The organism is Stagnihabitans sp., from assembly GCF_964946895.1.
Window position 1 is genome coordinate 1 of the sequence record NZ_CBBQHX010000004.1, and the last position, 25054, is coordinate 25054.

27 protein-coding genes, 1 tRNA gene and 1 pseudogene are annotated in these 25054 nt (G+C 64.7%); 12 read left to right on the forward strand and 17 right to left on the reverse strand.

The annotated features are described in order from the left end of the window. The 4 genes and pseudogenes from AC1Y2B_RS03405 to AC1Y2B_RS03420 form a co-directional block, all read right to left on the reverse strand. Nucleotides 1-263 (reverse strand): annotated as a pseudogene (locus AC1Y2B_RS03405) (2,3-bisphosphoglycerate-independent phosphoglycerate mutase); the annotation flags it as partial. A gap of 113 nt (nucleotides 264-376) precedes the next feature. Further along, nucleotides 377-847 (reverse strand): 23S rRNA (pseudouridine(1915)-N(3))-methyltransferase RlmH, encoded by a 471-nt coding sequence (rlmH, locus tag AC1Y2B_RS03410; RefSeq protein ID WP_482251652.1) that lies wholly within the window; start codon nucleotides 845-847, stop codon nucleotides 377-379. Between the two features lie 16 nt (nucleotides 848-863). Next, a complete protein-coding gene (gene rsfS, locus AC1Y2B_RS03415) occupies nucleotides 864-1367 on the reverse strand; it encodes a ribosome silencing factor (protein ID WP_482251653.1) in 504 nt (167 codons plus the stop codon). Between the two features lie 75 nt (nucleotides 1368-1442). Next, complete coding sequence (locus AC1Y2B_RS03420) at nucleotides 1443-2078, reverse strand: SOUL family heme-binding protein (RefSeq protein ID WP_482251654.1); 636 nt, start codon at nucleotides 2076-2078, stop codon at nucleotides 1443-1445. A 193-nt stretch (nucleotides 2079-2271) separates the two neighbouring features. Here AC1Y2B_RS03420 and AC1Y2B_RS03425 point away from each other — a divergent pair, with 193 nt between their 5' ends. The 5 genes from AC1Y2B_RS03425 (at nucleotide 2272) to AC1Y2B_RS03445 (ending at nucleotide 6852) form a co-directional block, all read left to right on the forward strand. Then, nucleotides 2272-2412: a hypothetical protein gene (locus AC1Y2B_RS03425; RefSeq protein WP_482251655.1), complete on the forward strand. Its 141-nt coding sequence runs from the start codon at nucleotides 2272-2274 to the stop codon at nucleotides 2410-2412. Between the two features lie 208 nt (nucleotides 2413-2620). Beyond that, complete coding sequence (leuC, locus tag AC1Y2B_RS03430) at nucleotides 2621-4039, forward strand: 3-isopropylmalate dehydratase large subunit (protein ID WP_482251656.1); 1419 nt, start codon at nucleotides 2621-2623, stop codon at nucleotides 4037-4039. Between the two features lie 12 nt (nucleotides 4040-4051). After that, the gene (leuD, locus tag AC1Y2B_RS03435; protein WP_482251657.1) at nucleotides 4052-4657 is read left to right on the forward strand and encodes a 3-isopropylmalate dehydratase small subunit; all 606 of its coding nucleotides are present in this window, start codon (nucleotides 4052-4054) and stop codon (nucleotides 4655-4657) included. A 309-nt stretch (nucleotides 4658-4966) separates the two neighbouring features. Then, a complete protein-coding gene (locus tag AC1Y2B_RS03440) occupies nucleotides 4967-5779 on the forward strand; it encodes a hypothetical protein (protein ID WP_482251658.1) in 813 nt (270 codons plus the stop codon). A gap of 5 nt (nucleotides 5780-5784) precedes the next feature. Next, nucleotides 5785-6852, forward strand: a complete 1068-nt coding sequence (locus AC1Y2B_RS03445; protein WP_482251659.1) for an endonuclease/exonuclease/phosphatase family protein — start codon at nucleotides 5785-5787, stop codon at nucleotides 6850-6852. On the opposite strand, the gene AC1Y2B_RS03450 is transcribed toward AC1Y2B_RS03445, so the two are convergent. Next, on the reverse strand, nucleotides 6816-7724 hold the full coding sequence (locus tag AC1Y2B_RS03450) for an NAD-dependent epimerase/dehydratase family protein (RefSeq protein WP_482251660.1): 909 nt from the start codon (nucleotides 7722-7724) through the stop codon (nucleotides 6816-6818). The genes AC1Y2B_RS03445 and AC1Y2B_RS03450 overlap by 37 nt on opposite strands. A 90-nt stretch (nucleotides 7725-7814) precedes the next feature. Between AC1Y2B_RS03450 and AC1Y2B_RS03455 the strand changes: the two genes are divergently transcribed. The 5 genes from AC1Y2B_RS03455 (at nucleotide 7815) to AC1Y2B_RS03475 (ending at nucleotide 12156) form a co-directional block, all read left to right on the forward strand. Beyond that, nucleotides 7815-8720, forward strand: a complete 906-nt coding sequence (locus AC1Y2B_RS03455) for a LysR family transcriptional regulator (RefSeq protein ID WP_482251661.1) — start codon at nucleotides 7815-7817, stop codon at nucleotides 8718-8720. A 53-nt stretch (nucleotides 8721-8773) separates the two neighbouring features. Next, nucleotides 8774-9880 carry a 3-isopropylmalate dehydrogenase gene (gene leuB, locus AC1Y2B_RS03460; RefSeq protein WP_482251662.1) on the forward strand — a complete coding sequence of 369 codons (1107 nt, stop codon included), beginning with the start codon at nucleotides 8774-8776 and terminating at the stop codon, nucleotides 9878-9880. A gap of 104 nt (nucleotides 9881-9984) precedes the next feature. Continuing rightward, nucleotides 9985-10926, forward strand: a complete 942-nt coding sequence (locus AC1Y2B_RS03465) for a DMT family transporter (protein WP_482251663.1) — start codon at nucleotides 9985-9987, stop codon at nucleotides 10924-10926. 81 nt (nucleotides 10927-11007) lie between these two features. Continuing rightward, nucleotides 11008-12000 (forward strand): DMT family transporter, encoded by a 993-nt coding sequence (locus AC1Y2B_RS03470; RefSeq protein ID WP_482251664.1) that lies wholly within the window; start codon nucleotides 11008-11010, stop codon nucleotides 11998-12000. Nucleotides 12001-12079: 79 nt separating this feature from the next. Next, nucleotides 12080-12156, forward strand: a tRNA-Pro gene (locus tag AC1Y2B_RS03475). 100 nt (nucleotides 12157-12256) lie between these two features. Here the strand turns inward: AC1Y2B_RS03475 and glpK are convergent. Beyond that, on the reverse strand, nucleotides 12257-13732 hold the full coding sequence (gene glpK / locus AC1Y2B_RS03480; RefSeq protein WP_482251665.1) for a glycerol kinase GlpK: 1476 nt from the start codon (nucleotides 13730-13732) through the stop codon (nucleotides 12257-12259). Between the two features lie 180 nt (nucleotides 13733-13912). On the opposite strand from glpK, the gene AC1Y2B_RS03485 reads away from it, so the two are divergent. After that, complete coding sequence (locus AC1Y2B_RS03485; protein WP_482251846.1) at nucleotides 13913-14671, forward strand: DeoR/GlpR family DNA-binding transcription regulator; 759 nt, start codon at nucleotides 13913-13915, stop codon at nucleotides 14669-14671. Nucleotides 14672-14712: 41 nt separating this feature from the next. Here AC1Y2B_RS03485 and AC1Y2B_RS03490 read toward each other — a convergent pair whose 3' ends face one another. From AC1Y2B_RS03490 to mnmC2, 10 genes are all read right to left on the reverse strand, one after another. Further along, complete coding sequence (locus AC1Y2B_RS03490; RefSeq protein WP_482251666.1) at nucleotides 14713-15621, reverse strand: ornithine cyclodeaminase family protein; 909 nt, start codon at nucleotides 15619-15621, stop codon at nucleotides 14713-14715. Next, nucleotides 15618-16238: an HAD family hydrolase gene (locus AC1Y2B_RS03495; protein ID WP_482251667.1), complete on the reverse strand. Its 621-nt coding sequence runs from the start codon at nucleotides 16236-16238 to the stop codon at nucleotides 15618-15620. The genes AC1Y2B_RS03490 and AC1Y2B_RS03495 overlap by 4 nt, the downstream gene beginning before the upstream one ends. Further along, nucleotides 16235-17218, reverse strand: coding sequence for a DMT family transporter (locus AC1Y2B_RS03500; protein WP_482251668.1), 984 nt, complete (start codon nucleotides 17216-17218; stop codon nucleotides 16235-16237). The genes AC1Y2B_RS03495 and AC1Y2B_RS03500 overlap by 4 nt, the downstream gene beginning before the upstream one ends. A 258-nt stretch (nucleotides 17219-17476) precedes the next feature. Next, nucleotides 17477-17917: a YaiI/YqxD family protein gene (locus AC1Y2B_RS03505; RefSeq protein ID WP_482251669.1), complete on the reverse strand. Its 441-nt coding sequence runs from the start codon at nucleotides 17915-17917 to the stop codon at nucleotides 17477-17479. After that, nucleotides 17914-18723, reverse strand: coding sequence for an S-formylglutathione hydrolase (gene fghA / locus AC1Y2B_RS03510; protein ID WP_482251670.1), 810 nt, complete (start codon nucleotides 18721-18723; stop codon nucleotides 17914-17916). Before fghA ends, AC1Y2B_RS03505 begins: the two co-directional genes overlap by 4 nt. Before the next feature lie 94 nt (nucleotides 18724-18817). Then, nucleotides 18818-19510, reverse strand: a complete 693-nt coding sequence (locus AC1Y2B_RS03515; RefSeq protein WP_482251671.1) for a nitroreductase family protein — start codon at nucleotides 19508-19510, stop codon at nucleotides 18818-18820. A gap of 1 nt (nucleotide 19511) precedes the next feature. After that, on the reverse strand, nucleotides 19512-20489 hold the full coding sequence (mbfA, locus tag AC1Y2B_RS03520; RefSeq protein WP_482251672.1) for an iron exporter MbfA: 978 nt from the start codon (nucleotides 20487-20489) through the stop codon (nucleotides 19512-19514). 57 nt (nucleotides 20490-20546) lie between these two features. Then, nucleotides 20547-21416 (reverse strand): DMT family transporter, encoded by an 870-nt coding sequence (locus AC1Y2B_RS03525; RefSeq protein WP_482251673.1) that lies wholly within the window; start codon nucleotides 21414-21416, stop codon nucleotides 20547-20549. Beyond that, on the reverse strand, nucleotides 21413-22279 hold the full coding sequence (locus tag AC1Y2B_RS03530; protein WP_482251674.1) for a DMT family transporter: 867 nt from the start codon (nucleotides 22277-22279) through the stop codon (nucleotides 21413-21415). Before AC1Y2B_RS03530 ends, AC1Y2B_RS03525 begins: the two co-directional genes overlap by 4 nt. Further along, nucleotides 22276-22941: a tRNA (5-methylaminomethyl-2-thiouridine)(34)-methyltransferase MnmC2 gene (gene mnmC2 / locus AC1Y2B_RS03535; protein ID WP_482251675.1), complete on the reverse strand. Its 666-nt coding sequence runs from the start codon at nucleotides 22939-22941 to the stop codon at nucleotides 22276-22278. Before mnmC2 ends, AC1Y2B_RS03530 begins: the two co-directional genes overlap by 4 nt. Before the next feature lie 45 nt (nucleotides 22942-22986). Between mnmC2 and AC1Y2B_RS03540 the strand changes: the two genes are divergently transcribed. Beyond that, nucleotides 22987-24027, forward strand: a complete 1041-nt coding sequence (locus AC1Y2B_RS03540) for an NAD(P)/FAD-dependent oxidoreductase (RefSeq protein ID WP_482251676.1) — start codon at nucleotides 22987-22989, stop codon at nucleotides 24025-24027. On the opposite strand, the gene AC1Y2B_RS03545 is transcribed toward AC1Y2B_RS03540, so the two are convergent. Beyond that, entirely contained in the window at nucleotides 24024-25040 is a 1017-nt protein-coding gene (locus AC1Y2B_RS03545; RefSeq protein WP_482251677.1) for an NAD-dependent epimerase/dehydratase family protein, read from the reverse strand. The two genes, AC1Y2B_RS03540 and AC1Y2B_RS03545, sit on opposite strands and share 4 nt — an antisense overlap. Between the last annotated feature and the right edge of the window lie 14 nt (nucleotides 25041-25054).

Consider the following 25054-nt stretch of genomic DNA (forward strand, 5'->3'; position numbering starts at 1 on the left):
TCGATCGCCAGATCAATCGCGCCCAGATCCATCGCCACGATCCGCCCGGCACCGATGTTGGTATGCCCAACCTCGGAATTCCCCATCTGCCCCGTCGGCAACCCGACCTGAGGCCCGAAGGTCGTCAGTGTCGAATGCGGGCACTCTGCCCAGATCCGGTTGAAATTCGGCACTTTTGCCTGCGCAGGGGCCGAAACCGCCGGATTGGCGCCGATCCCCCAGCCATCCAGAATGCACAGAACAACGGGCTTTTTTGCGGTCATGGGTCAGGCCTTTCGCAGGGTCCCCCTGCTTTTACGTGGCAAAATCGGGTGCCGCAACACTCTGCGCACCGCGGGCAGGCTCATGGGGTTTTTCGCAGAAAAATCGGCGCAGATCATGCCCGATGATAGGGTCCGCCGCCCAAAATCGTTGCCGCGCGGTACAACTGCTCCGCCAGCATCACCCGCACCAGCATATGTGGCCAGACCATCGCGCCAAAACTGACCGAGGCATCCGCCTTGGCCCGCAGCGACGGGTCAATCCCGTCCGCTCCGCCAATTACGAACGCCACATCCTGCCGCCCGCCATCGCGCCACTTCGCCAGCATCCCGGCAAACTCCGGCGACGACATCACCTTGCCGCGTTCATCCAGCGTCACCAGAACCGCGCCCGAGGGCACCGCCCGCGCCAGAAGCTCGGCTTCCGCGCCCATGCCAAGGTTCTTCTTGTCCTCGACCTCATGTTGCAAAACCGGGCCAAGCCCCAAGGGCCGCCCGGTTCTGTCAAATCGCAAGACATAGTCATCCACCAGATCGCGTTCCGGGCCAGCTCTCAGCCGCCCCACAGCAATCAGATGCACCCGCATTCAGCCCGCCTTCGACTTAAACAGCGGCATCCGTGTCGGTCCGATGCGCTGCCGAGGGCATCCACATCTTTTCCAACTGATAGAACTCGCGCACTTCGGGGCGGAAGACGTGGATGATCACGTCGCTGCCGTCGATCAGAACCCAATCGCCGGTTTCCTTGCCTTCCATCTTCGCGCCCATCCGGAATTTTTCCTTCAGACGGTCCGACAGCTTGTCGGAAATCGAGGCAACCTGCCGCGAAGACCGGCCACAGCAGATCACCATGTAATCCGCCACATCCGAGCGCCCGCGCAGATCGATCTGCACGACATCTTCAGCCTTGTCATCGTCCAGCGAGGCCAGAACCTCGGCCAGCACCTGTTCGGCTGTGTAATCCAGTGATGCGGCAGCGGCATGGCGCTCGGGCCGCGGCCCGACCGGCAAGCCGGTCGCAGGGTCAGAATGAGACAGGACAACGTCCTCCAAGGAAGCGCGCCGATCAGACCCCGGCGCAAGGTTTGGCTCCAGCTTATCAGTCAAGGCATGAAACCTCAATGAACGCCCGGGCCAACAGGCAAGCGTGCGCGTTTAACGGCGAATCGCCCGACACGCAAGCTATTGCACGACGAAGGCCACCTCGTTGCGGCGGTTCCACGGCAGCGTCCACGGCGGATCGTAGAAATAGTAGAACGGCCCCGCCGTCACCTTCAACCCTTGCCCCCGCGCCCAGGACCGCAACTCGCCCTCGTGCGAGGCCAGAACGCCCTCACCCGCCAAGCCCGAGAATCGCACCACCACCTGCCGGTTGCCGGGCAAGGGCACAAAGCGGATGTGATCGTCCTTGGGCTTGGGCAGCGTCGCCAGCGTGAACTCCGCCGGCATCATGAATTGCACCAGCCAGTTGCCATCCCGCGCCATCTGCGTGACCGGCGTGGTCATCGCAATCGTCTCGCCCGGCACCTGTGTCACCGGCGTGGTCATTGCCACCTTCGCCCCGCCCTCGTTGGCGCCGAAGATATAGCCCGCCAGCACCCGGAACCCCGCATTGATCGCCGCGCTGCGCGAGCCGGTCACCGTCACCTCTGCCATGATCCGCGGCGCATAATCGCGCACTTCCACCGCGCCATCGACCTTTTCCACTGTATATTTCGGCGTTTCGGTCGATTTGTAGGTGTCAGCCATGGCGCTCTCCTCTGCCGCAAGTCCGGCAACACCGAGGGCCAGAACCGCAAGCAGGTGTTTGATCTTCATGATGGGCCTCCTGCGGCCAATATGGCGCGGCCCGCCGCCTCTGCCACCACTTGCGTCAGGCGGTGGCAAGCAATGGCCTATGCACTCATATTACAAGCCATGCAACTGCTGCATGACGCCCCGCCCGCCTTGGCCCTTCTCCCGCCCGCCGCAACGCAGCATATTGCCGACAGGGAGGCAAAAGGAGACCACCATGACCCTGTTCCGCACCCTGTTCCCCCGTCGCCCAAGCCGCCATGAGGCGGAATTGGCCTATCTGAACCAAGCCGTCAGCCGCTACGACCTTGAACAACGCGAGCGTGACATCGACCACGGCAAATTCGCACGGCTCTGACCGCTTCCTTGAGTGTTTGCTTGCGAGACTGCCCGGAACCGCGTAAAAGCCGCGCCATGATCCGGTTTTTCGACATCGCCGACCACGACCGCCTGCCATGGCGGTTCCAGCGCGCCCCGCGCTCCGTGCTCGCGCGCGCCTGATCGGCTGTCCCGGGCTTCAGGCCCCAAATCCGCTTTCCCGCATTCCCAACACCCAAGGATGAGCCATGACCGCTCGCACGCTCTACGACAAAATCTGGGACGACCATCTGGTGGATCAGGCCGAAGACGGCACCTGTCTGCTCTATATCGACCGCCATCTGGTGCACGAAGTCACCAGCCCGCAGGCCTTCGAAGGGCTGCGCATGACCGGCCGCAAGGTCCGCGCCCCGCAAAAGACCATCGCCGTTCCGGACCACAACGTGCCCACCACGCTGGACCGCGCCAACGCCGCGACGATGACCGAGGATTCGCGCATCCAGGTCGCAGCGCTGGACAAGAACGCCAAGGATTTCGGCATCAACTACTATCCGGTGTCTGACGTCCGCCAAGGCATCGTCCACATCGTCGGCCCCGAACAAGGCTGGACCCTGCCCGGCATGACCGTCGTCTGCGGCGACAGCCACACCGCCACCCATGGCGCCTTCGGTTCGCTGGCGCATGGCATCGGCACCTCGGAAGTCGAACACGTTCTGGCGACGCAAACGCTGATCCAGCGCAAGGCCAAGAACTTCAAGGTGGAAATCACCGGAAGCCTGCGCCCCGGCGTCACCGCCAAGGACATCACCCTGTCCGTCATCGGCGCCACCGGCACCGCCGGCGGCACCGGCTATGTCATCGAATACTGTGGCCAAGCCATCCGTGACCTGTCGATGGAAGGCCGCATGACCGTCTGCAACATGGCGATCGAGGGCGGCGCCCGCGCCGGCCTGATCGCCCCGGACGAGAAGACCTACGCCTACTGCATGGGCCGCCCGCACGCCCCGAAAGGCGCTGCGTGGGAGGCTGCCGTCGCCTACTGGAAGACCCTCTTCTCGGACGAGGGCGCCCATTGGGACAAGGTCATCACCCTGAAAGGCGAAGACATCGCCCCGGTCGTCACCTGGGGCACCTCGCCCGAGGATGTTCTGCCGATCACCGGCGTGGTGCCGAACCCGTCGGACTTCACCGGCGGCAAGGTTGACGCCGTGCAGCGCAGCTTGGACTACATGGGCCTCGTCCCGGGTCAGAAGCTGTCGGACATCAAGATCGACACCGTCTTCATCGGCTCCTGCACCAATGGCCGCATCGAAGACCTGCGGGCCGCTGCGGCGATCCTGAAGGGCAAGAAGAAGAAAGACGGCATCCGCGCGATGGTGGTGCCGGGTTCGGGTCTGGTCCGCGCACAAGCCGAAGAAGAGGGGCTGGCCCAGATCTTCCTCGATGCCGGTTTCGAATGGCGTCTGGCCGGCTGCTCCATGTGCCTCGCCATGAACCCCGACCAGCTCTCGCCCGGTGAGCGGTGCGCCGCCACCTCCAACCGCAACTTCGAAGGCCGTCAGGGTCGTGGAGGCCGCACGCACCTGCTGTCCCCCGCCATGGCAGCCGCCGCCGCGATCACCGGTCACCTGACCGATGTGCGCGAACTGATGACAAGCCAAGTGTAAGGAACCGGACAGATGGAAAAATTCACCAAACTGACCGGCATCGCGGCCCCCATGGCCTTGGTCAACATCGACACCGACATGATCATCCCCAAGCAGTTCCTGAAAACCATCGCCCGCACCGGCCTTGGCAAGAACCTGTTTGACGAGATGCGCTACAATCTCGACGGATCGGAAATCCCGGAGTTCGTCCTGAACCAACCCGCCTACCGCAAGGCCGAGATCCTGATCGCCGGCGATAACTTCGGCTGCGGCTCGTCCCGTGAACACGCCCCGTGGGCGCTCTTGGACTTCGGCATCCGCTGCGTTGTGTCCACCAGCTTTGCCGACATCTTCTACAACAACTGCTTCAAGAACGGCATCCTGCCGATCGTGATGCCGCAGGACGTGGTCGATGCGCTGATGGACGACGCCAAGAAGGGTGCGAACGCCCGTCAAACCGTGGATCTGGAAGCGCAAACCGTCACCACCTCGGATGGCCGCGTCTTCCCGTTCGAGGTCGACAGCCACCGCAAGCACTGCCTGATCAACGGGCTCGATGACATCGGGCTGACCATGGTCAAAGCCAGCGCCATTGACACCTTCGAGAAATCGGCCGCGGCACTGCGTCCCTGGGCCTGACAGATTAGCGTCTGAAAACCCAATAACCACAACATCTTGCGCGGGGCGGGGGCATTGCCCTCGCCCCGCCTTTTTCTTGGCTTAAAATTGATTCAATCCTGCAACACCTAAACCCTCAATCTGCCACGTCTGTCTGGCTTAGTGCTGTCAACTGTTGCGGGGCTGCAGGAAAGAAGGCACAATTTGGGCAAGATTGAGGCAATCCGCCACAATATGTGGGGCGTCGCTGGAACAAGGGTTTGGCAAAGCACCAAATCCGTCTGGCAAAGGGGTGCAGGCGAAGTGATAACGCGGCTTTCAGGCGCGGCGATGCGGGCTGTTCTGGTGATGTTGGTCATTGCCACGCCCACCGTTCTTTTGGCCGATCCGCGGGCCGACAGTCAGCAGATGGTGGCGCTTGTGGCGCTGTTCCTCGGCGCGCTGACCTTTGTCGAATACAACTCCGTCTATCCCGGCCTGGTCGAGTTCCGCGACGCACCGCCCTTCAACCGCATCCGCTTCATGATGCTGTTCGCCACCGTCTTCTGCCTGTCCGCGATCGAGCGGGGCCGCAGCCATCCCTCCACCCTGACCGAATTGATCCACGCCGTGGGCGCCCTGATCGGCATCTCGATGGATTTCCCCTACAGCCCGGTGCGGCTGGCCACCCTGATGATGGCCTCCTCCGCCACCGAGGCGCAGGTTGGCGCGGTCCGCACGGCGGCGGGCATGTCCTATCTCATCTCGCTGATTTCGCTGGGGGTGTTCGTGATCATGATGCGCATGGGCGCTTGGCCGCGCCGGGATCGCCCCTTTAACGTCTGGGTCAATCTGCCTACATTCGACCCAACCTCAGGGGGTGATGTCGTAGCCCGACTCAATCGGGACGCGCGCGTCAACATCGCCCTTGGGTTCCTGTTGCCCTTCGTGACCCCCGCGGTCGTGGAGATTGCCTCGGTGGGGTTTCAGCCGCTTGCCTTGACCACACCGCAAACCCTGATCTGGACGATGACAGCATGGTCGTTTCTTCCTGCCAGTCTTTTCATGCGGGGCATCGCCATGGGACGCGTGTCAGACATGATTCTGGCCCGGCGTCTGGCAGGTGGTGGCACCGATCCGGACGGGCAATACGCCCCGGTCTGAGGCTTTTGCTCCTCTGTCTTGCCCTGCTGCCGGCCGCAGCCGTTTCCCGCGACCTGACCTTGGCGACGTACAACGTCGCCATGTCCCATGCCGGGCCCGGCATCACCCTGCAACACCTGACCCAAGCCGATGACCCGCAGGTCGAGGCGGACATCACCGTGATCGCCCGGTTGAATGCCGATGTCCTGCTGCTGACCGGGATCGACTATGATCAACAGGGGCTGGCCTTGGCCGCCCTGCAACAGCGTCTGGCCAAGATCGGCGTGGTCTACAGCGATGCCCTTGCCCTGCGTCCCAACACCGGCATCCCGACCTGGCTTGACCTCAACCATGATGGCGCCCTCAGCGGCCCGCGCGATGCGCAGGCCTATGGCCGCTTTGCCGGGCAGGACGGCATGGCACTTTTGTCGCGCCTGCCGATCGACCGTGACCATATCGTCGATCTGACCGACCTGCTGTGGAAAGACCTGCCCAACGCCGACCTGCCGCCCGACATGACACCCGAGGCGGCGCGCCTGCAGCGCCTGTCCTCTGCCGGCCACTATGTCGTGCCATTGACCTATGCATCAGGGCGGAGCCTGACCCTCATGGTCTGGTACGCCACCCCGCCGATGTTTGACGGCCCCGAAGATCGCAACGGCCGCCGCAATGCCGATGAAACCGCCCTGTGGCTGGACCTGCTGCACGGCACCCTGCCGCAGGGCAAGTCCGGCTTTTATCCCGCCCCCAAGCCGCCCTATGTCCTGATGGGCCTGCCCAACATCGACCCCGTCGATGGCGATGGCAAACACGCGGCGCTGCGCAGCCTGCTGACCTCGGGCCTTGTGCAGGACCCTGCGCCCAAGGGCAGCTCGGGCCGCGTCGACAAGGGCCGGCAGGGCGACCCGGCGCTGGACACCGCCCTCGTCGGCAAGGACAACACCGGCCTGCGCCTGGACATGATCCTGCCCTCGCCAGACATCCCGGTCACCGCCGCCGGGGTCATGTGGCCCGCCGACAGCGACCCCTTCGCCGCCACCCTCACCCTCGCCAGCCATCACCGCCCGGTCTGGCTCAAGCTGACCCTGCCCTGAGCCGGCATCAGTTCAGCGATCTCCGCGCGCAGCACGGCATCCAGCGGGGTGGCCCGGAACTCTGGCAAGACCTTCGCCAAGGGCGCAGGGTCCAGCTGATGCGGGTGGTCATAAAGATACCGCATCTCGCGCAGCTCTCGCGCCAGCTCCCAGAAAGGTGCCAGCAGCGTCATCTGCCACCAGCCGAACCGCGTGATCCGCAAGCTTTGCCCGGTCAACCGCTCCAGATGGGCCTTCAGATCGGCCATCGACAGGGTGTAACCCGCATAAGGCATGTCGGTGAAGGCCGGCAATGCCGCCCGCTTTTCCGCCAAGGCCACCGCAATCCGCGCCATGTCGGGCAGATAGGCATAGGCCCGCGTGACCTCCGGCGCCGCCATGCTGACGATCCTGCCCTTGGCCAGCCCCTTCAGCGTCATGAAACTCCAGAAGCTTTGCGGCGCGTCCGGCGCCACAAAGTCCCCGCCCCGCACCAGGATGACCTGCACACCCCGCGCGCTGGCCGCCCGATAGGCCGCCTCCATCGCCACCCGGATCGCCCCCTTCTTCGAGGCCGGAACCTGCCGCGTGTCCGGCCCCCAAAGCCCCGGCTCCGTGCCATAGACATAGACATTGCCCGGTACGATCACCGTCGCCCCTGACGCCTCTGCCGCCGCAAGCACCTGCCGGGTCAGCGCCGGGATCAGGTTCGCCCAGTCATGATACTTCGGCGGATTGAGCCCGTTGACGATCACATCGACGCCCTGCGCCGCAGCCGCCATATCCGTGCCGCGCTGATACCGCCGCACCTCCCAGCCCGCGGCGGCAAAGGCCCGCGCCGCATGGCCGCCAAACAATCCGTTGGCACCCAGAACCAGAACCACCTTGCCCATGATCATCTCCATCCTTGCTTGCCGGTAAAATGCGCCCTAAGCCCGCGCATGGCCATTGCCGAAATCCAAGGATCGGCTATTCATAATTGAATGGATAATCTGGATTGGACCCTCTACCGCTCCTTCCTCGCCGTGGCGGAAACCGGCTCGTTGTCCGCCGCCGCCCGCAGCCTTGCGCTCAGCCAGCCCACCCTTGGCCGCCATATCGCCGAACTGGAAGCCGCGCTGTCCACGCAGCTTTTCACCCGCCAGGCCAAGGGCCTGACCCCGACCGAGGCCGCCCTGTCCCTGATCCCAGCCGCCGCCACCATGCGCGAGGCGGCAGCCCAACTGGCCCTCCGCGCTGCCGGTCAGGAACACTCCCTCACCGGCACCGTCCGCCTCACCGCCAGCCGGGTCGTCTCCTGCTACCTGCTGCCGCCCATGCTCGCCCGCCTGCGACAGGCCGAACCGGGGATCGAGATCGAACTTGTCCCCACCGACTCCACCGAAAACCTTTTGTTCCGCGAGGCGGACATTGCCCTGCGCATGTATCGCCCGACCCAGAACGACGTCGTCACCCGCCACCTGACGGACCTGCCCATGGCGCTCTACGGTGCGAAAACCTACCTCGACCGCCATGGCCGCCCGCAATCGTTGCAGGACCTGCAAGACGCCCATCTCATCGGTCTTGACCGGTCGGACCTGATGCTGCGGATGATGGCCGCCCTCGGCCAGCCCCGCCGGCGCGAGGATTTTCCCCTGCGCTGCGATGATCAGATCGTCTACTGGGCCCTCGTCCGCGCCGGATGTGGCCTTGGTGCCGCCCAAACCGTCATCGGTGACGCCGATCCCACGGTGGAACGCATCGCGCCCTTCCTGCCGCTTCCCGCCCTGCCAGTCTGGCTGACCGCACCCGAGGCGCTGCGCCAGAACCCCCGCATCCGCCGGGTGATGGCGCATCTGGCCGCCGAATTCCGCGCCCTGCAAAAGGACGTCGGGCCCAAGTCAGCTTGACCCCGCGCCCCCCACCCGCTAGGCCAACCCCGACCATTCAACAGGAGCCCGCCATGGCCAATCCCTCAATCCTCATCCTCGCCGGTGACGGCATCGGCCCGGAAGTCATGGCCGAAGTCAAAAAGATCATCACCTGGTTCGACGCCAAGCGCGGCATCACCTTCGATGTGTCCGAAGACCTCGTCGGCGGCTGCGCCTATGACGCGCATGGCACGCCCCTGACCGATGCCACGATGGCCAAGGCGCAGGACGCCGATTGCGTTCTGCTCGGCGCCGTGGGCGGCCCGAAATACGACAAGCTGGATTTCTCGGTGAAGCCGGAACGCGGCCTCCTCCGCCTGCGCAAAGAGATGGACCTTTTCTCCAACCTGCGCCCCGCCCAGTGCTTTGACGCGCTGGCCGACTTCTCCTCGCTGAAAAAGGATGTCGTCGCCGGCCTTGACATCATGATCGTGCGCGAACTGACCTCGGGCGTCTATTTCGGCGAACCGCGCGGCATCTTCATGGAAGGCAATGAACGCGTCGGCATCAACACCCAACGCTACACCGAATCCGAGATCGCCCGCGTCGCCCGTTCGGCTTTCGAACTGGCCCGCAAGCGCAACAACAAGGTCTGCTCGATGGAGAAGGCCAACGTCATGGAATCCGGCATCCTGTGGCGCGATGTCGTGCAGGAAATCCACGACAAGGAATATCCCGACGTCCAACTGTCGCACATGTACGCCGACGCGGGCGCCATGCAGCTTTGCCGCTGGCCCAAGCAGTTCGACGTCATCGTGACCGACAACCTGTTCGGTGACCTTCTGTCCGACATGGCCGCCATGCTGACCGGCTCCTTGGGCATGCTGCCCTCCGCCTCGCTCGGCCTGCCGCAAGCCAATGGCCGCCCGAAGGCGCTCTATGAACCCGTCCACGGTTCCGCCCCCGACATCGCCGGTCAGGGCAAGGCCAACCCGATCGCCTGCATCCTGTCCTTCGCCATGGCCCTGCGCTACTCCTTCGATCTGGGGGCCGAAGCGACCCGCGTCGAGAAGGCCGTGGAAAAGGTCCTCGCCGATGGCGTGCGCACCGCGGACCTGATGGGCCCGCAAGGCGGCACCCCGGTGTCCACCAGCCAGATGGGCGACGCCGTGATCGCCGCCCTCGACGCCAGCCTGTAAGAAAGTCGGACCTTCCCACGCGGCGGGTCAGATTTTCAGAAAAAACGACGCGTCCGTGACGGTCACGGGCGCGTTTTGTTTACATATGGCCTGCATAAGGCAGCATGACCATTTCCCCCACCCCCTTGCGCGGCGCTCTGCTGTCGCTGGCGTCATTCTGCGCCTATGCCTGCTCTGACGTGTCGATCAAGGCACTGGGGCAAGACCTCAACTCGTTTCAGGTGATGTTCTTTTCCGCCTGCTGCACCTTGCCCTTCGTGCTCGGCCAGATCTTCTGGATGGACCGTCGCGCCAGCCTGAAACCCGCCCTGCCGAAGCTGACCGCCCTGCGCGTGCTGATCACGCTCTTCGGCAGCGCCTTTGTCACCTATACCTTCACCCACCTGCCCCTGGCGCAATGCTACGCCATCTTCTTCACCATGCCTCTGATGATCACCCTCCTCGCCTGGCCCCTGCTCGGAGAGCCGATTGATCCGCTGCGGGGCCTGATCATCCTGCTGGGCTTTGGCGGCGTGCTGATCGCCCTGCAGCCCGGCACCACCCATTTCCAGCTGGCCCACCTGACCGCGATCTGCGGCGCCACCACCGGGGCGCTGAACTCGCTGATCCTGCGCAAGATCGGCCATCGGGAAAAGGCGGGCGTCATCCTCCTTTACCCCGTCATTTTCCAGATGCTCGGCGCCGGCCTCCTCCTGACGGGGTGGAGCCTGCTTGGCCCCGTCTTGCTGGCCCGCCTCGGCCCGGATGTCTTCACCCCCTTCGTCTGGCACACGCTGTCCTGGCATGACTGGCAGGTCGGCGTGCAGATGGGGGCCCTGGGCACGATCGGCGGGCTTTTCATCATCGCCGCCTACCGCACCGCCCCTGCCATCGTCGTAGCCCCCATGCAATACAGCCAGATCATGTGGTCCAGCGCCCTCGGCCTGATCTTCTGGGGAGAGCGGCCCTCCCTCACCACCGCGCTTGGCATCGGCGTCATCATCGCCGCCGGCATGATGCTTCTCTACGCCGCAGGCCGCAGACAGGCCGGCAAATCCCTCGCCTGACGGGTTTTGCCCTTGAACTCCCCCCGGTTTGGTTGGACTTAAGCGTCAGTCCCTCCGCCATCCCCCATCGTCAGGTCAGTCATGTCGGCCCGTCCATCCAACACCCGCGGAGCCCTCCTGGCGCTTTTGTCCTTTGGCATTTACGCCACCTCCGATGCCATCGTGAAATACATGGGCGCCAGCTACAGCCCGTTTCAGAACATCTTCTTCTCCGGCCTCTTCGGCTTCCCCCTCGTCGCCCTCCTGCTGATGAGCGACCGGTCCGAGGGCAACCTGATCCCGCGTCAGCCCGCCATGACCTTCCTGCGCTCGGGCCTCGTCGTGCTGGGCGCCATCTGCGGCTTTTACGCCTTCGCCAAACTGCCCCTGTCCGAGGCCTATCCGATCTTCTTCTCCTCGCCCCTGCTGATCACCCTCTTCGCCATTCCCATGCTGGGCGAGAAGGTCGGCCTGCACCGCGGCATTGCCATCGTCGTCGGTCTCTTCGGCGTCATCGTCGTTCTGCGCCCCGGTCAGGCGCATTTCGGCATGGGACATCTGGCCGCCATCGCCGCTTCGGTGATCTTCGCCGTCAACTCCGTCCTCTTGCGCAAGACCGGCCAGACAGAGCGGTCCGTGGTCATCATGCTCTACCCGATGATCGCCAACACCGTGGTCTCGGGTCTGGCGCTGCCCTTCGTCTACCAACCCCTGCCGCTCACCGACCTTGGCCTTCTGGCCGCCATGTCGAGCCTTGGCTTTGTCGCGGGCCTGTTCAACATTGCCGCCTACCGCCGCGCGCAGGCTGCCATCATCGCGCCCATGCAATACAGCCAGATCATCTGGGCCTCGATCTACGGCGCGCTGATCTTCCACGAAAGCAATGACATGGGCACGGTGATCGGCACCGCCATCATCATCGCCTCCGGCATCTACATCGTCCTGCGCGAGGGGACACCCGCCGTCTCCGCCACCAAACCCGTCACCGAAACGCGCTCGGAATTCGACCTTGGCCTGCAACCCCGCTCCTCCTCCTGGCTCAAGTTCTTCGACAGCCACAGCGCCAAATCGCCTGAGCCGACCGATCCCTCCTGACCGATCACAGATTCCGGCCGCGAACCGCGCGCGCCCCCTTGCAAACCCCCACGCCACGCGGTAACTCCCCGCCCACGGTCGGAGCGTAGCGCAGTCTGGTAGCGCACCTGCTTCGGGAGCAGGGGGTCGGAGGTTCGAATCCTCTCGCTCCGACCAATTTCCCGAATTCCCCATCAGCCAAACGCGCATCAGATTTTTCGTCGAAAAATCGTGCCTTCCGCCTTGGCCCAGATTTTTCGTCGAAAAATCGACCCCTTCAAAACGCCATCGTCGCCGCGACCGCCCGCTTCCAGCGGGTGTATTTCGCATCCGCCTCGCCCCGGGACATCGCCGGTTCAAAGCGGCGGTCCAGCGCCCAGCCCTTGGCGAAGTCCGCAGGCTCCGGGCACAGGCCGCGCCCAAGACCGGCCAGATAGGCCGCCCCCAGGGCCGTCGTTTCGGTGATCACCGGCCGGTCCACCGGCGCACCGGTCACATCGGCCAGAAACTGCATCGCAAAGGCGCTTGCCGTCATTCCGCCATCAACCCGCAGCACGCCGCCCGCCGCACCCTGCCAATCCGCCCGCATCGCCTCCAGCAGATCCCGGGTCTGGAACCCCACGCTTTCCAAGGCCGCCCGCGCCATCTCGGCCGGACCGGAATTGCGTGTCAGCCCAAAGACCGCGCCCCGGCTTTCCGGCTGCCAATAAGGCGCGCCCAGCCCAGTGAAGGCCGGGACCAGCACCACGCCCTGTGCGTCATCCGCCGCCTCGGCCAGCGCTTGCGTCTCGCTTGCCGCCGTGATGATCTTCAACCCGTCGCGCAACCACTGCACCACCGCGCCCGCAATGAAGATCGACCCCTCCAGCGCATAGGTCGTCTGCCCGCGCAGCCGGTAGGCAATCGTCGTCAGCATCCGGTGCCCCGAGGCGACCCGCGCCCCCCCCGTGTTCAGCAGCGCAAAACACCCCGTGCCATAGGTGCTTTTCATCATTCCCGGCTGAAAGCACGCCTGCCCCACCGTCGCCGCCTGCTGATCGCCCGCCACCCCGGCAATCGGGATCGAGGCGCCGAAAATCGCCGGCTCGGTCATCCCGAAGTCGGCCGCGCAATCGCGCACCTCCGGCAACACCGCCATCGGTATCCCCAAAGCCGCGCAGATCTCGGCGTCCCAGGCATTCTTGCCGATGTCATACAGCATGGTCCGTGCCGCATTGGTGGCATCGGTGGCATGCACCCGGCCCCCGGTCAGCCGCCAGATCAGGAAACTGTCCACCGTGCCAAAGGCCAGCTTGCCCGCCCGGGCCCGGTCCATCGCCCCCGGCACATGATCCAGCACCCACTTCACCTTGGTGGCCGAGAAATAGGGGTCCAACAGCAGCCCGGTCCGCGCCGTCACCACCGGCTCCAGCCCCTCGGCCCGCAGCGTGTCGCACAGGCCTGCGGTCCGCCGATCCTGCCAGACAATCGCCCGATGCACCGGCACGCCCGTCTCGCGGTCCCACAGCAGCACCGTCTCGCGCTGGTTGGTGATGCCAATCGCCGCCGGGGTCACCCCGGCCCGCGCCAGCGCCTCCCGCGCGGTCTCCACCACGGTCCGCCACAGGTCCTCGGGGTCATGCTCCACCCAGCCCGGTGCCGGATAATGCTGCGCAAACTCGCGCTGCGCGCTGGCCACCACCCGCAGCCCGCCATCAAACACGATCGCCCGCGACGAGGTGGTGCCTTGGTCGATGGCAAGAATATGGGTCATCTGCGCCTCCTCCGGTTTGCCGCAAATTGGCAGAGAAATCTGCGCTCCGGAAGTCACCATCGCCAAGCCGCAGCCTGCCGCATCGGGCGGGAAAAGGAATAAAAGTCAGTGACAATTGACAGATCACATGTCAAATCCAACCCGGTATTGAGTGACCATGTGATCAAAGGGGACATGGGTTTGGTATTAAGCTTTCGGCAGAACGAGATTTTAGAGATTGCCCGCAGCGAAGGCCGTGTCAGCGTCGATCAGCTGTCCCGGAAATTCGCGGTCACCCTGCAAACCATCCGGCGCGACCTGTCTGATCTGGCCGATGCCGGCTTCATGGACCGGGTTCATGGCGGGGCCATCCTGCGCACCGGTGTCGCCAACCAGGGCTACGAACAGCGCCGCCGCACCAATGATGCCGCCAAGGCCGCCATCGCCCGCGCCTGTGCCGCCCAGATCCCCAACAACTGCTCGATCATCCTCAACCTTGGCACCACAACCGAAGCGGTCGCCCGCGAACTGCTGCGCCACTCCGCCATCACCGTCATCACCAACAACATGAACGTCGCCAACACCCTGATGGCCAACGCCGCCTGCGAGGTGGTTCTGGCCGGCGGGTCGCTGCGCCGCTCGGACGGTGGTCTGGTCGGAGAGTTGACGACCCAGTTCTTCAGCCAGTTCAAAGTCGATTACGCCGTGATCGGCTGCTCGGCCATCGACGCCGATGGCGACCTGCTGGATTTCGATCTGGCAGAAGTGCGGGTGTCCAAGGCCATCATCGCCCAATCGCGCCAGACCTTTCTGGTGGCCGACCAGTCGAAATTCCAACGCTCGGCCCCGGCGCGTCTGGCCTCGCTGGGCGATCTGTCCGGCTTCTTCACCGATGCGCCCCTTGCCCCCGCGCTCGCCAGCAAATGCCGCGCGTGGGGCACCAAGGTCCACCTGGCCTGACGTTGCCTTTGCCCAGCCGCCGCCTTTGCCCAGCCGCCGCCTCACCGAGCCCGCCACCGCTCCAGCACATAGGCCGCCGTCATCAGATCCAGATGCGCCCCGCCGCCGTTCTTGGCGATGGTGATCTCGTCATCGCGCGTGCGCCGATACAGGTCCGGCTCGTAGAACTCCGCCCGCACATCGGCCTCCGTGATCGCGCCCGAGGCCAAAGGATCCATCAACTCGCCAATATGATGCAGCGTCGTGGCCCGCGCATCGACAAAGACCGAGGCGCGCTGCATCGCCCGGTCATCCACCTCCCGCATCCTTGGGTTATAGGCCCCGATCAGGTCCAGATGCTGCCCCGGTTGCAGCCACGCGCCCTTGACCACCGGCGCGCTGGCCATCGTCGCGGTGCAGATGACATCCGCCGCCTTCACCGCCGCTTCCAGATCCTCCGCCACCCGCAGGCCCGGCACCTCCGCCGCCATCTTCGCAGCCCCGGCGGCAGATCGGTTCCACACCGTGAACTCCGCCTCCGGCCACAGGCTGCCATAGGCCTCGATCATCGACCGCGCCACCGTCCCGGCCCCCACCAGAAGGAACCTGCGCGACTCCTTGCGCGCCAGCTTGCTGGCCGAAAACAGACTGTCGCCCGCCGTCTTCCACTTGGTCACCAGATGAAAGTCGATGAAGGCCTTGGGCAAGCCCGTCACATCGTCAAACAGCGCCACAACCCCGTTGACCGTAGGCAAGCCTGCCGCGACGTTGCCCGGCACCACCGTCGCCACCTTGACCAAGGACCCCAGCCCGGTGATCCACGCCGCCCGGTCCAGCATCACATCCTTGTCGCGGTATAAGAACAGGTCGGCAATCTCGGCCCGGGGCAGGCGATGCCCCGCCTCAAAGGCCGCCGTCAACCCGGCCCAGCTCATCAGCGCCTCAGCCTCACGCCCAACGATCTCGATCATAGCCCCGCTTCCCCTTCCGTCAGCAGCCCCTCGGCCACCAACCGCCGCGCCCAGCCGTCCCAGCCGGTGAAATGATGCACCTGCCAGCCACGTGCCGCCGCCGCCTGAATGTTGTCCGCCCGGTCATCGGCAAAGATCAACCGCTCGGGCGCAATCCCGCAATCCTCTTCCACCATCTGGTAAATCCGTGGGTTCGGCTTGATCACCCCCATCCGCCCCGAGACATATTCCCGGTCAAACTCGCTGAGGAAATCCAGCAAGGGCACCGCCGCCGCATAGGAATTCACCCCGAAATTCGTCAGCGCAAACACCGGGATCCCCTTCCGGCGCAACGCCCGCAGCAAGGCAATCGACCCCTCGATCCGGGGCGAGGCCAACTCGATCCAGCGGTCATGCCACATCCGCACTTCAGGCCCCCACGCCGGGTGCCGATCGGCCCAGTCATAAATCGTCTCGCGAAACAGCGCACCCTCGTCGATGTCATCGTTCATCTTGTGCAGATCGACCTCGGCAAACAGCGCCCGCCGCCGGTCTTCGCCAATCACCCGGTCGTAAAACGCTTCCGGCTGCCAGCGTGTCAACACGTTGCCAATGTCGAAAATCACCGCCTCGATCATGCCTTCCGCCTCACCGTTTCGCGCATCAGCGTATAAAGCCCCGCCCCGATGATCAGCGCAATGCCGACCCAGCCCTGCAGATCGGGGAATGTCCCAAAGAACAACAGCCCCCAGGTCACCGCCAACGGCATCGAGGTATATTCAAACGGTGCCACCAGCGCCGCCTCGTTCATCCGGTAAGCCTGGCTCATCAACAGCCCGCCAATCGCCACCGACACGCCTGTGCCCAGAAAGTAGATCCATTCCCCCACCGGCGGCATCACCCAAGGCCGGAACAGGAACGCCAGCGACGCATCCGAAGACCCCGCCAGATGCCCGTCCCCCACGAAAAACCCCATGATCGACGAGACGACGATAAACGCCACCTGCGTGTAGAAGTTGATGGTGACCGAACTTTCCGTCTCGCGAAACAGCCGCGTGATCGTCTGCGTCGTGGCATAACACAGCGCCGAGATCAGCACCAAGATCGCCGCCCAGCGAAACTGCCCCTCCGGCCGCAGCATCACCACCACGCCGATCAGCCCCACCACCACCGCGCCCCAGCGATGCCAGCCCACCTTCTCGCGCAGCACCAGCACCGAAAGCATCGTCAACAACAGCGGTGCCACAAAGCCAATCGCCGCCGCATCCGCCAAGGGCAGCGCCGCCAGCCCCAGAAAATACGTCGCGTTCGAGATCATCACGATGCTGGCCCGCATCGCATGCATCCAGGGCCGTTTCGTCGCCCAGATCCGCCGCTGCCCTGACACCGCGGCAAAGCCGATGATGAAGGCAATCCCCACGAAGGCCCGCACCAGAATGACCTGATGCAGCGCATAGGCCTCCGACAACTGCTTGATGCACAGATCGTTCAGCGAAAACACCGCTGACCCGCCCATCGCCGCCGCAATCCCCAACAGCACGTGCCGCGAGGCCCGCGGCACCACCGGCGTCTCCGCCACACCATCGCCCGAGGGCCCAAGGGAAACATCCTGCGTCATGCCCGAACCCTAGCAGCGCCGCCCCTCCCGATTCTGCCCCAGATGCGACACGTCAGGTCGTGGCGTGCCCCGGGTCTGCGTGTCCAAAACCACCCGAACCCGGGCGTTGCGTTAACCCAAGCGCCCGGCACGCTTTGTAGCTACAGAAAAATGACGCAAACCCGACCCATAAAATACGCAAACCCGACAGGTCTAAACCCCGGATTTTCCAGCTTTAACCAAAGAATCCGTCCCGATTTGCCCCGCAGCACAGGCCCCTCACTTCGCCCGCAACACCCGGTCCAGCACATCCAGAAACCGTGACCGATCCGCCTTGCCAAACAGCTTGCCGCCGCCCTGCCGGAACGGATCAGCGGCCCGCAAATCCGCCATCAGATCCCGCGTCGCCAGCACCATGCCGATGTTGGCGCGGTTCAACTCCTCGCCATTGTGCTTCAAAACCCGCGCCCCGGCCTCCACGCAACGGGCCGCCAAGGGAATATCCCCCGTCACCACCACATCTCCCGGCCCACAGGCCTCGGCAATCCACTTGTCCGCCTCATCCGGCCCTTGGGCGACAAAAACGCTTTCCACCAATGGGTTAGCCGAGGGCCGGATGCCCCCGTTCGACACCAGCACCATCCGCACCCGCAGCCGCGTGGCGACCCGCTCGGCCTCTTCCTTCACTGGACAGGCATCAGCGTCGATATACAGCGTCATGCCTTCAGCGCCTTGGCATGGAAGGCCACATGCTCTTCCATGAAGGTCGAAACGAAGAAATACGAATGATCATACCCCGCCTGCCGCCGCACCACCGCGCCCGCGGCCTCCAACGCCTCCGGCTTCAGCAGCGCCAGAAATTTGTCATCGCTGCCCTGATCCACCAGCAGCGGCCAAGGAACCCCTTGTTTTCCCATGAGAATCGATGCGTCGTGCACCCTCCATACAGTCTCATCCGCCCCCAGATAGGCGCCAAACTGCTTCCTCCCCCAATCCGACCCGCTCGGATTGCAGATCGGCGCAAAGGCCGAAACCGACCGGAACCGTTCCGGAAACCCCAAAGCCACCGTCAGCGCCCCATGCCCACCCATCGAGTGCCCGGTGATCCCCTGCCGCGCCACATCCACCGGGAACTCGGCAAACACCAAATCTGGCAATTCCTTGGTCACATAAGACCACATCTTGAAATGCGGCGCCCAGGGCGCCTCGGTCGCGTCGACATAAAACCCGGCACCCTTGCCCAGATCATAGGCCGCATCATCCGCCGCCTCGCCCCTTGGCGAGGTGTCCGGAAACACCAGCGCAATCCCCTCGCGCGCCGCCCAGCCCTGCGCCCCGGCCTTGACCATCGCGTTCTCATGCGTGCAGGTCAGCCCCGACAGATACCACAAGACCGGCACCGGCCCACCCGCGGCCTGCGGCGGCAGATAAATCCCGAAGGTCATCTCGCACTGACAGGCCGCGGACAAATGCGCCACCACCAGCTGGCGCCCGCCGAAAGCCTTGTTTTCAGACACTATTTTCATCGTCTCGTCTTTCATTTGTTCCTAAATATCCCGGGGGGTGCGGGGGGCTGGCCCCCCGCTCTTGGTGTGAAGCAGGGCGCTGACCCCAGGCTCCCTACCGGAACACCGTGCAGATCCTCTCCAGCGATTTCTTCCGTTTGGCGACTGCCGGCACCGTGGCATCCTCGGACGGATACCCCACCGGCAGGATCATCAAGGCCTTCTCACTCGAAGGCCGCCCGCACATTTCGCCAAGGAATTTCATTGGGTTAGGCGTGTGCTCCAGACATGTCAGTCCGGCATGATGGATCGCCGCAATCAAGAACCCCACCGCAATCCCGACGCTTTCGGGCACGTAATAGTTCTTGTAGCGGACCCCATCCTCCGTCTCGCCCCAGCGCTGCGCGAAGACCACGATCAGCCAAGGCGCCTCGGTCAGATGCGGCTTCGACACGCCTGTCCCAATCGGCTCCAGCGCCGCCAACCACTCGTCGCCAGCCCCACCGGCATAGAACTCCCGCTCTTCTTCCTCCGCAGCAGCCCTGATCCGCGCCTTCATCTCGGGGTTGGAAATCGCCGCAAAGAACCAAGGCTGGTGGTTCGCCCCTGAGGGCGCACTACCGGCAGCCGCAATGCAGGTGGTGATCAGCGCCTCTGGCACCGTGCGCCCCGAATATTGCCGGACGGAGTGGCGCTTCTTCATCTGCGCCAGAAAGGCCTCAGCGGCGGCCAAAGCCTCGGCTGCCGGCATCTGCACGCGGTCGGGCAGGGGGATCGGCTGATAGCTGACCTCGCCCTTGCGGTACATCTCAGCCCCCTCCGATCAATGCGCCTGCCGCAAAGACCAAAGCCCCGCCAAGGACAACTTGCAAGGCCGCGCGCAGGAAGGGCGTCTCCATGTAGCGGTTTTGAATCCAGGCGATGGCCCACAGCTCGAAGAACACCACCACCATGGCGACGATGGTCGCAGTCCAGAAATCGGGCAACAGATAGGGCAGGGCGTGGCCCAAACCCCCAAATGCAGTCATCATCCCACTCGCCAACCCACGCTTCCACGGGCTGCCGCGCCCCGACAGCACGCCGTCGTCATGTGCGGCTTCGGTGAAACCCATGGAAATCCCGGCCCCCACCGCCGCTGCCGTACCGACCAGCAGCGTGGTGTGGCTGTTGGTCGTGGCAAAGGCCGTCGCAAAGATCGGCGCGAGGGTGGAGACCGAGCCATCCATCAGCCCCGCCAACCCCGGCTGCACCCAGGTCAGGATGAACTGCCGCCGTTCGCCCGCGTCTTCCTGCGCCCGCGCATCGCCCGAAAGGTATTTCGCTTCAAGACCTTCCGCCGATTTCTCATGCCCCGCTTCCGCCGCTGCAAGGTCGCCCAGCAGCTTGCGGGTGGCGGCGTCGGTGGTGCGCGCGGCGGCGGTCAGATAGAACTTCTCGGCCTGGGCCTCCATCCCCGAAGCTTCCGAGCGGATCGTCTCCAGCGACAGGTTCTGCGTCAGCCAAACCGGCCGGCGCGCATAGAAGCCCGCCACATGTTCCCGCCGGATCAAGGGGATAACCTCGCCAAAGCGCAGGCGGTGGAGGGTGATCAGCGCCTGACGGTGGCCGTCTTCCTCGACCGCCATTTCGTCAAACACCGTGGCCGAGGCGGGATATTCCTCGCGCAGCATCTGGGCATAGCTGCGATAGATCCGGGCGTCGTCCTCTTCGGACGAGATCGCGAGGGCCAGCACCTCCTGCTCGGTCAGGTCAGAGAAACGGCGGCGCTGGGTGAAGCTGGAGATCATGCGGAGGCCCTCTTTGGAATCGTTCTAATATGCCTGAACCAAGGGGAAAGAAAACCCCTAACCCCGTCCCGTCCGCCTTTGCCGCCAAAGCGTGAACAGACCCGCCAAGACGACGATGGTTGACCCAAGGATCACCGCAGGCCGCAAGGTTTCGCCATAAAAACAGAGCCCTAGAATGGCGATCCAGACCAGTTGCAGATAGGCGAAGGGCTGCACGTCAGCCGCCTCGGCCAGATCATAGGCGCGGATCATGCACCAGTGTCCGGCGGCGGACATCACGCACAGCAGCGCCATGAAGCCCCAATCCATCGGCGCAAAGCTTTGCCAAACTGGCAAACCCACGACGGACATGGCAAGGGCACCGACAATTCCGGTCCAGAAGAAGCTCACCTCCGCCCCGTCCTGCCGCGCCGCCTTGCGGGTCAAAAGCCCATAAAGCGCGAACATGACAGAGGCGGCCAAGGGCATGACCGACCAGAAGGAAAACACCGACACCCCGGGTCGCAGCATCACCAGAATGCCCAGAAAGCCCACGCCAATCGCCAGCCAGCGCCGCCAACCGACGCGCTCGCTCAGGATCGGGCCGGACAGGGCGGCGACCCACAACGGATAGGCTGTCAGCAGCGCATGGCTTTCGATCAGCCCCAGCTTGGCAAAGGCCAGCCCGGTCATCGAGATCTGGGTGACCAGCAAGAGCCCACGCACCACATGCAGGGGTTTTTGCCGGGTGCCCAGCATCCGCCCCAAGTCGCCCCGGCGGCCATGGCGAACCACAACCAGCGCCGCGATGAACCAGAAGCGGAACATCACCACCATCTGCACCGGATACTGCGTCGTCAGATGCCGCGTCAGCCCGTCCTGCAATGCGAAGATCAGCGTGGTCAGCACCATCATGCCAATGCCGCGTCGGGTGTTCTGTTCGGTCACGCCTTGGCCTCTTTGCGGGCGACTGTCAGCGCGTAAAGCCCTGCCAGAACCACCAGAACCGCCCCGATGACGACTTCAAGGTGCAAGGCCTCGCCATAGACGGAAATCCCGATCACGGTGACGAAAACGATCTGCAAATAGGCGAAGGGCTGCACGACCGAGGCTTCCGCCGCCTCATAAGTCTTTTGCAACAACCAGTTGGACAGGACCGAAATGCCGGCATAGGCCATCAGATACACCCAGTCGAGTGGTGCCACACTCTGCCAGTGCGGCAGGCCGATCACCGTTGTCAGAACCACTCCGATGATTGGCGGCCAGAAGAAGGCGGCGAAAAAAGGCTCGTCCCGCGTGGTCAGGCGGGTCAGTACCGAATACAGCGCGAACATGAAGGCCGAGGCCAGCGGCAGCAGCGCCGCCCAGGTGAAGACACCCGCCCCGGGCCGCAGGATCACCAGCACGCCAACGCAGCCAAAAGCCACCGCCAGCCACCGCTTCACACTCATCCGCTCCCCCAGGATCGGGCCGGACATTGCGACCACGAACAAGGGGCAGATGGTGAAGATCGCAAGGCTCTGGATCAGGCCGATCAGGGTGTAAGCATACACCATGACACAGATTTCCGCCACCAGCAGCACGGCGCGCAGCACGTGCCACGGCAGTCGCCGTGACTTGATCGCCGCAAACCCCTCGGGTCGGCGCAGCGCCAACAGCAGCACGAAGGCCCCGAACACCCAATAGCGCACCATGACGACCATCTGGGTGTTGTAGGTCTCGGCCAGATGGCGCGAGAAGCCATCCTGCAGCGAGAAGCTGAAGACGGCGGCGATCATCAGCCAGATGCCCCGGGTCGCATTGCGGCTCATGCCAGAACTCCGCAGCTCATGTGGCGCTTGGTGCCAAAGCCAGGCGCGCGGGTGACGGTAAAGCCTGCCGCCGTCAGGGCGCGGCGCACATGGCCAGCGGCGGTATAGGTGGCGAAGGTGCCTTGCAGGGCCGTGTGGCGGGCGACCTCGGCCATCAGGTCCGCACCCCAAAGCTCGGGGTTCTTGGCGGGGGAAAACCCGTCAAGATACCAGGCATCGGCCTTGCCCTGCCACTGTGGCAAAGCGTGCCGCGCATCGGCCTCGATCACGGTAACCTCAATCTCGCCAAAGGGAAATTGGCGCAATCCCCGGGCCCAGGCCTGAACCAGCGGGCCTGACACGGCAGCCACCTCTGGGAAGGCGGCGTGGCTGCGGGCCATCTCTTCGGCGGTGATCGGGAAGGCCTCGAAGGTGGTGTAGCGCAGGGCCATCTCCGGGGACATAAGCCGCGTCGCCAGCAGATTCAGCCCGGTGCCAAAGCCCAGTTCGGCAATCTGGAACCCCGGGATCAGCCGGTCTGGCAGGCCATTCCCGGTCAGGAACACATGCCGCGTCTCGGCCAGCCCGCCAACGATCGAGAAATAGGGGTCGTCGAAACGGCGCGAAACGGGGATGCCACCATCCCGCCACTCCAGCCCTTCGGTCTGTTCTCCGCCCGCCATTTGCATTAGCCCTTTTGGCGCGGACCATGAGCAAGGGCAGTCGGAATGACAAGAGTTGATCTGACAGTACGGGGCGGCGGCATCTTCGGCCTGTCCGTCGCTTGGGAGGCCGTTCAGCGGGGTGCACGCGTGCGGGTGATCGAGCGCGCCGCGATCGGCGCCGGGGCCAGTGGCGGGCTGGTCGGCGCCCTGACGCCCCACACGCCCGAGGGCTGGAACCCGGTGAAGGCCTTCCAACTCGCCAGCTTGCTGGGTGCGGACCGCTGGTGGGGGGCGGTGGACGCCGTATCGGGCCTGTCGTCGGGCTATGCCCGCATCGGTCGCCTGCAACCCCTTGCCGATGCCGCCGCACTGGCCTTGGCCGAGACCCGCGCGACGCAAGCCGCAACCCTTTGGCAGGGAAGGGCTTTGTGGCAGATCGTTCCGGCATCCGGAGTGCCATGGCAGCCCGCCTCGCCGACCAGCCTCTTGATCCACGACACGCTCTCTGCGCGCCTCGACCCCCGTCAGGCCCTCGCCTCGCTGGAGGCGGCACTGCGCGCGAAGGGCGTTGAGGTTGTGATGGGCGATGGTCCCGAGGCGGGCATGGTGGTCTGGGCCACCGGTGCCGCCGGGTTGGACATGTTGACGGCAGACCTGGGCCACAAGGCGGGGCAGGGGGTGAAGGGGCAGGCGGTCTCCGTCCATCTGCCGGGATATGAAAGCCAGCCGCAGCTTTTCATCGACGGCCTGCACATCGTACCCCATGCCGATGGCACCATCGCCATCGGCTCCACCACGGAAAACCAGTGGACCCATCTGGACACCGACGCGCAGTCCGACGCTTTGCTGGAACGTGCCCGCACCGCCCTGCCGCTGCTGCGTCACGCACCCGAGGTGGCGCGCTGGGCCGGTCTGCGTCCGCGCGCCGCCAGCCGGGGACCGCTGCTGGGGCCTTGGCCGGGCCGTTCAGGGCAATTCATCGCCAATGGCGGCTTCAAGATCGGCTTCGGCGTGGCTGCCGAGGCCGCCCGGTTGCTGTGCGATCTGATGCTGGAAGGGCGTGACGCAATCCCGCCGGAATTCCTGCCGCCACACCGCCGCTAAACCGCCTTGTGCGCGATCAACCACTCGGCACTGGCCCGCAAGGCGTCAGCGGGCTCAATGAAGCGCATGCCCATCTCGCGACGGGCCCGGGCGTTGGACACTTCGGTGATCCGCCCGACCGAGGGCAGGATCGCCCGCACCGCCGGATCAAACAGCGCCAAGACCCGCAACGCCAGAAGCGGAGCCGCCCGGGTGGCGATCCTTCGGCTTGGAAACGCTGTCTTCAACACCAGTCCCATATCGGGCATCGTCATGGTCCCCGCCGCCGCCAGAAAGCGCTTTCCCGCTGTCTCGGGCTGCAAAGCCGCGCGCAAATGCATCTCGGCCACGTCGCGGACATCCACGCAGACAAAACCGATCATCGGCAGCATCGGATCACGGCCCCGCAACAGGCGCCGCACGACAGAGATCGAGCTGCCAAACTGCGCATCCAGCGGCGGACCCAGCACGAAGCCGGGGTTGATGCAGGTCAGCGCCATGTCCGGGGCCTCTTGTGCCACGAAGTCCCAGGCCGCCTTTTCCGCGAGGGTCTTTGACATCGCATAGGCGGAAGTGCCGGGCGCTTGCAGGTCGCACCAATCCGCCTCGTCCTGAATGCCATGGCGGCTTTCATTGAGGACCGCCACAGTCGAAGAGGTCACCACCGCCCGCCGGATCCCCGCCGCATGGGCCGCCCGAAGCGCGCGCAACGTGCCATCGACGGCCGGGCGCACCAGATCTGCGGGATCCTTGGGCTGGGCAATCGGAAAAGGCGAGGCGGTGTGGACCAGCACTTGCGCCCCCATCGCCGCCTCTGCCCATCCTGCGTCAGAGGTCAGGTCTGCCACGGCAAAAGACAGTTGCGCCAAGGCCTTTTCGGACAGGTGCGGCACAAGGGCAGCGCGAACCTCTGCGGCGCGGTCCAAAGATCGCAAGGTGCCGCGCACCGCCCAACCTGCCTGCAGGAAGCGCAGGGCAATGTGCTTGGCGATAAAACCCGACACTCCGGTGATCAGCGCAACCTGTTTTTCCATGCCAGCCCCCTTGC

Coding starts and splice junctions, on each gene's coding strand:
- rlmH (WP_482251652.1), bottom strand. CDS start 847: ATGCGGGTGCATCTGATTGCTGTGGGGCGGCTGAGAGCTGGCCCGGAA.
- AC1Y2B_RS03420 (WP_482251654.1), bottom strand. CDS start 2,078: ATGAAGATCAAACACCTGCTTGCGGTTCTGGCCCTCGGTGTTGCCGGA.
- AC1Y2B_RS03425 (WP_482251655.1), top strand. CDS start 2,272: ATGACCCTGTTCCGCACCCTGTTCCCCCGTCGCCCAAGCCGCCATGAG.
- leuC (WP_482251656.1), top strand. CDS start 2,621: ATGACCGCTCGCACGCTCTACGACAAAATCTGGGACGACCATCTGGTG.
- leuD (WP_482251657.1), top strand. CDS start 4,052: ATGGAAAAATTCACCAAACTGACCGGCATCGCGGCCCCCATGGCCTTG.
- AC1Y2B_RS03440 (WP_482251658.1), top strand. CDS start 4,967: ATGCGGGCTGTTCTGGTGATGTTGGTCATTGCCACGCCCACCGTTCTT.
- AC1Y2B_RS03450 (WP_482251660.1), bottom strand. CDS start 7,724: ATGGGCAAGGTGGTTCTGGTTCTGGGTGCCAACGGATTGTTTGGCGGC.
- AC1Y2B_RS03455 (WP_482251661.1), top strand. CDS start 7,815: ATGGATAATCTGGATTGGACCCTCTACCGCTCCTTCCTCGCCGTGGCG.
- leuB (WP_482251662.1), top strand. CDS start 8,774: ATGGCCAATCCCTCAATCCTCATCCTCGCCGGTGACGGCATCGGCCCG.
- AC1Y2B_RS03465 (WP_482251663.1), top strand. CDS start 9,985: ATGACCATTTCCCCCACCCCCTTGCGCGGCGCTCTGCTGTCGCTGGCG.
- AC1Y2B_RS03470 (WP_482251664.1), top strand. CDS start 11,008: ATGTCGGCCCGTCCATCCAACACCCGCGGAGCCCTCCTGGCGCTTTTG.
- glpK (WP_482251665.1), bottom strand. CDS start 13,732: ATGACCCATATTCTTGCCATCGACCAAGGCACCACCTCGTCGCGGGCG.
- AC1Y2B_RS03490 (WP_482251666.1), bottom strand. CDS start 15,621: ATGATCGAGATCGTTGGGCGTGAGGCTGAGGCGCTGATGAGCTGGGCC.
- AC1Y2B_RS03495 (WP_482251667.1), bottom strand. CDS start 16,238: ATGATCGAGGCGGTGATTTTCGACATTGGCAACGTGTTGACACGCTGG.
- AC1Y2B_RS03500 (WP_482251668.1), bottom strand. CDS start 17,218: ATGACGCAGGATGTTTCCCTTGGGCCCTCGGGCGATGGTGTGGCGGAG.
- AC1Y2B_RS03505 (WP_482251669.1), bottom strand. CDS start 17,917: ATGACGCTGTATATCGACGCTGATGCCTGTCCAGTGAAGGAAGAGGCC.
- fghA (WP_482251670.1), bottom strand. CDS start 18,723: ATGAAAATAGTGTCTGAAAACAAGGCTTTCGGCGGGCGCCAGCTGGTG.
- AC1Y2B_RS03515 (WP_482251671.1), bottom strand. CDS start 19,510: ATGTACCGCAAGGGCGAGGTCAGCTATCAGCCGATCCCCCTGCCCGAC.
- mbfA (WP_482251672.1), bottom strand. CDS start 20,489: ATGATCTCCAGCTTCACCCAGCGCCGCCGTTTCTCTGACCTGACCGAG.
- AC1Y2B_RS03530 (WP_482251674.1), bottom strand. CDS start 22,279: ATGAGCCGCAATGCGACCCGGGGCATCTGGCTGATGATCGCCGCCGTC.
- mnmC2 (WP_482251675.1), bottom strand. CDS start 22,941: ATGGCGGGCGGAGAACAGACCGAAGGGCTGGAGTGGCGGGATGGTGGC.
- AC1Y2B_RS03540 (WP_482251676.1), top strand. CDS start 22,987: ATGACAAGAGTTGATCTGACAGTACGGGGCGGCGGCATCTTCGGCCTG.
- AC1Y2B_RS03545 (WP_482251677.1), bottom strand. CDS start 25,040: ATGGAAAAACAGGTTGCGCTGATCACCGGAGTGTCGGGTTTTATCGCC.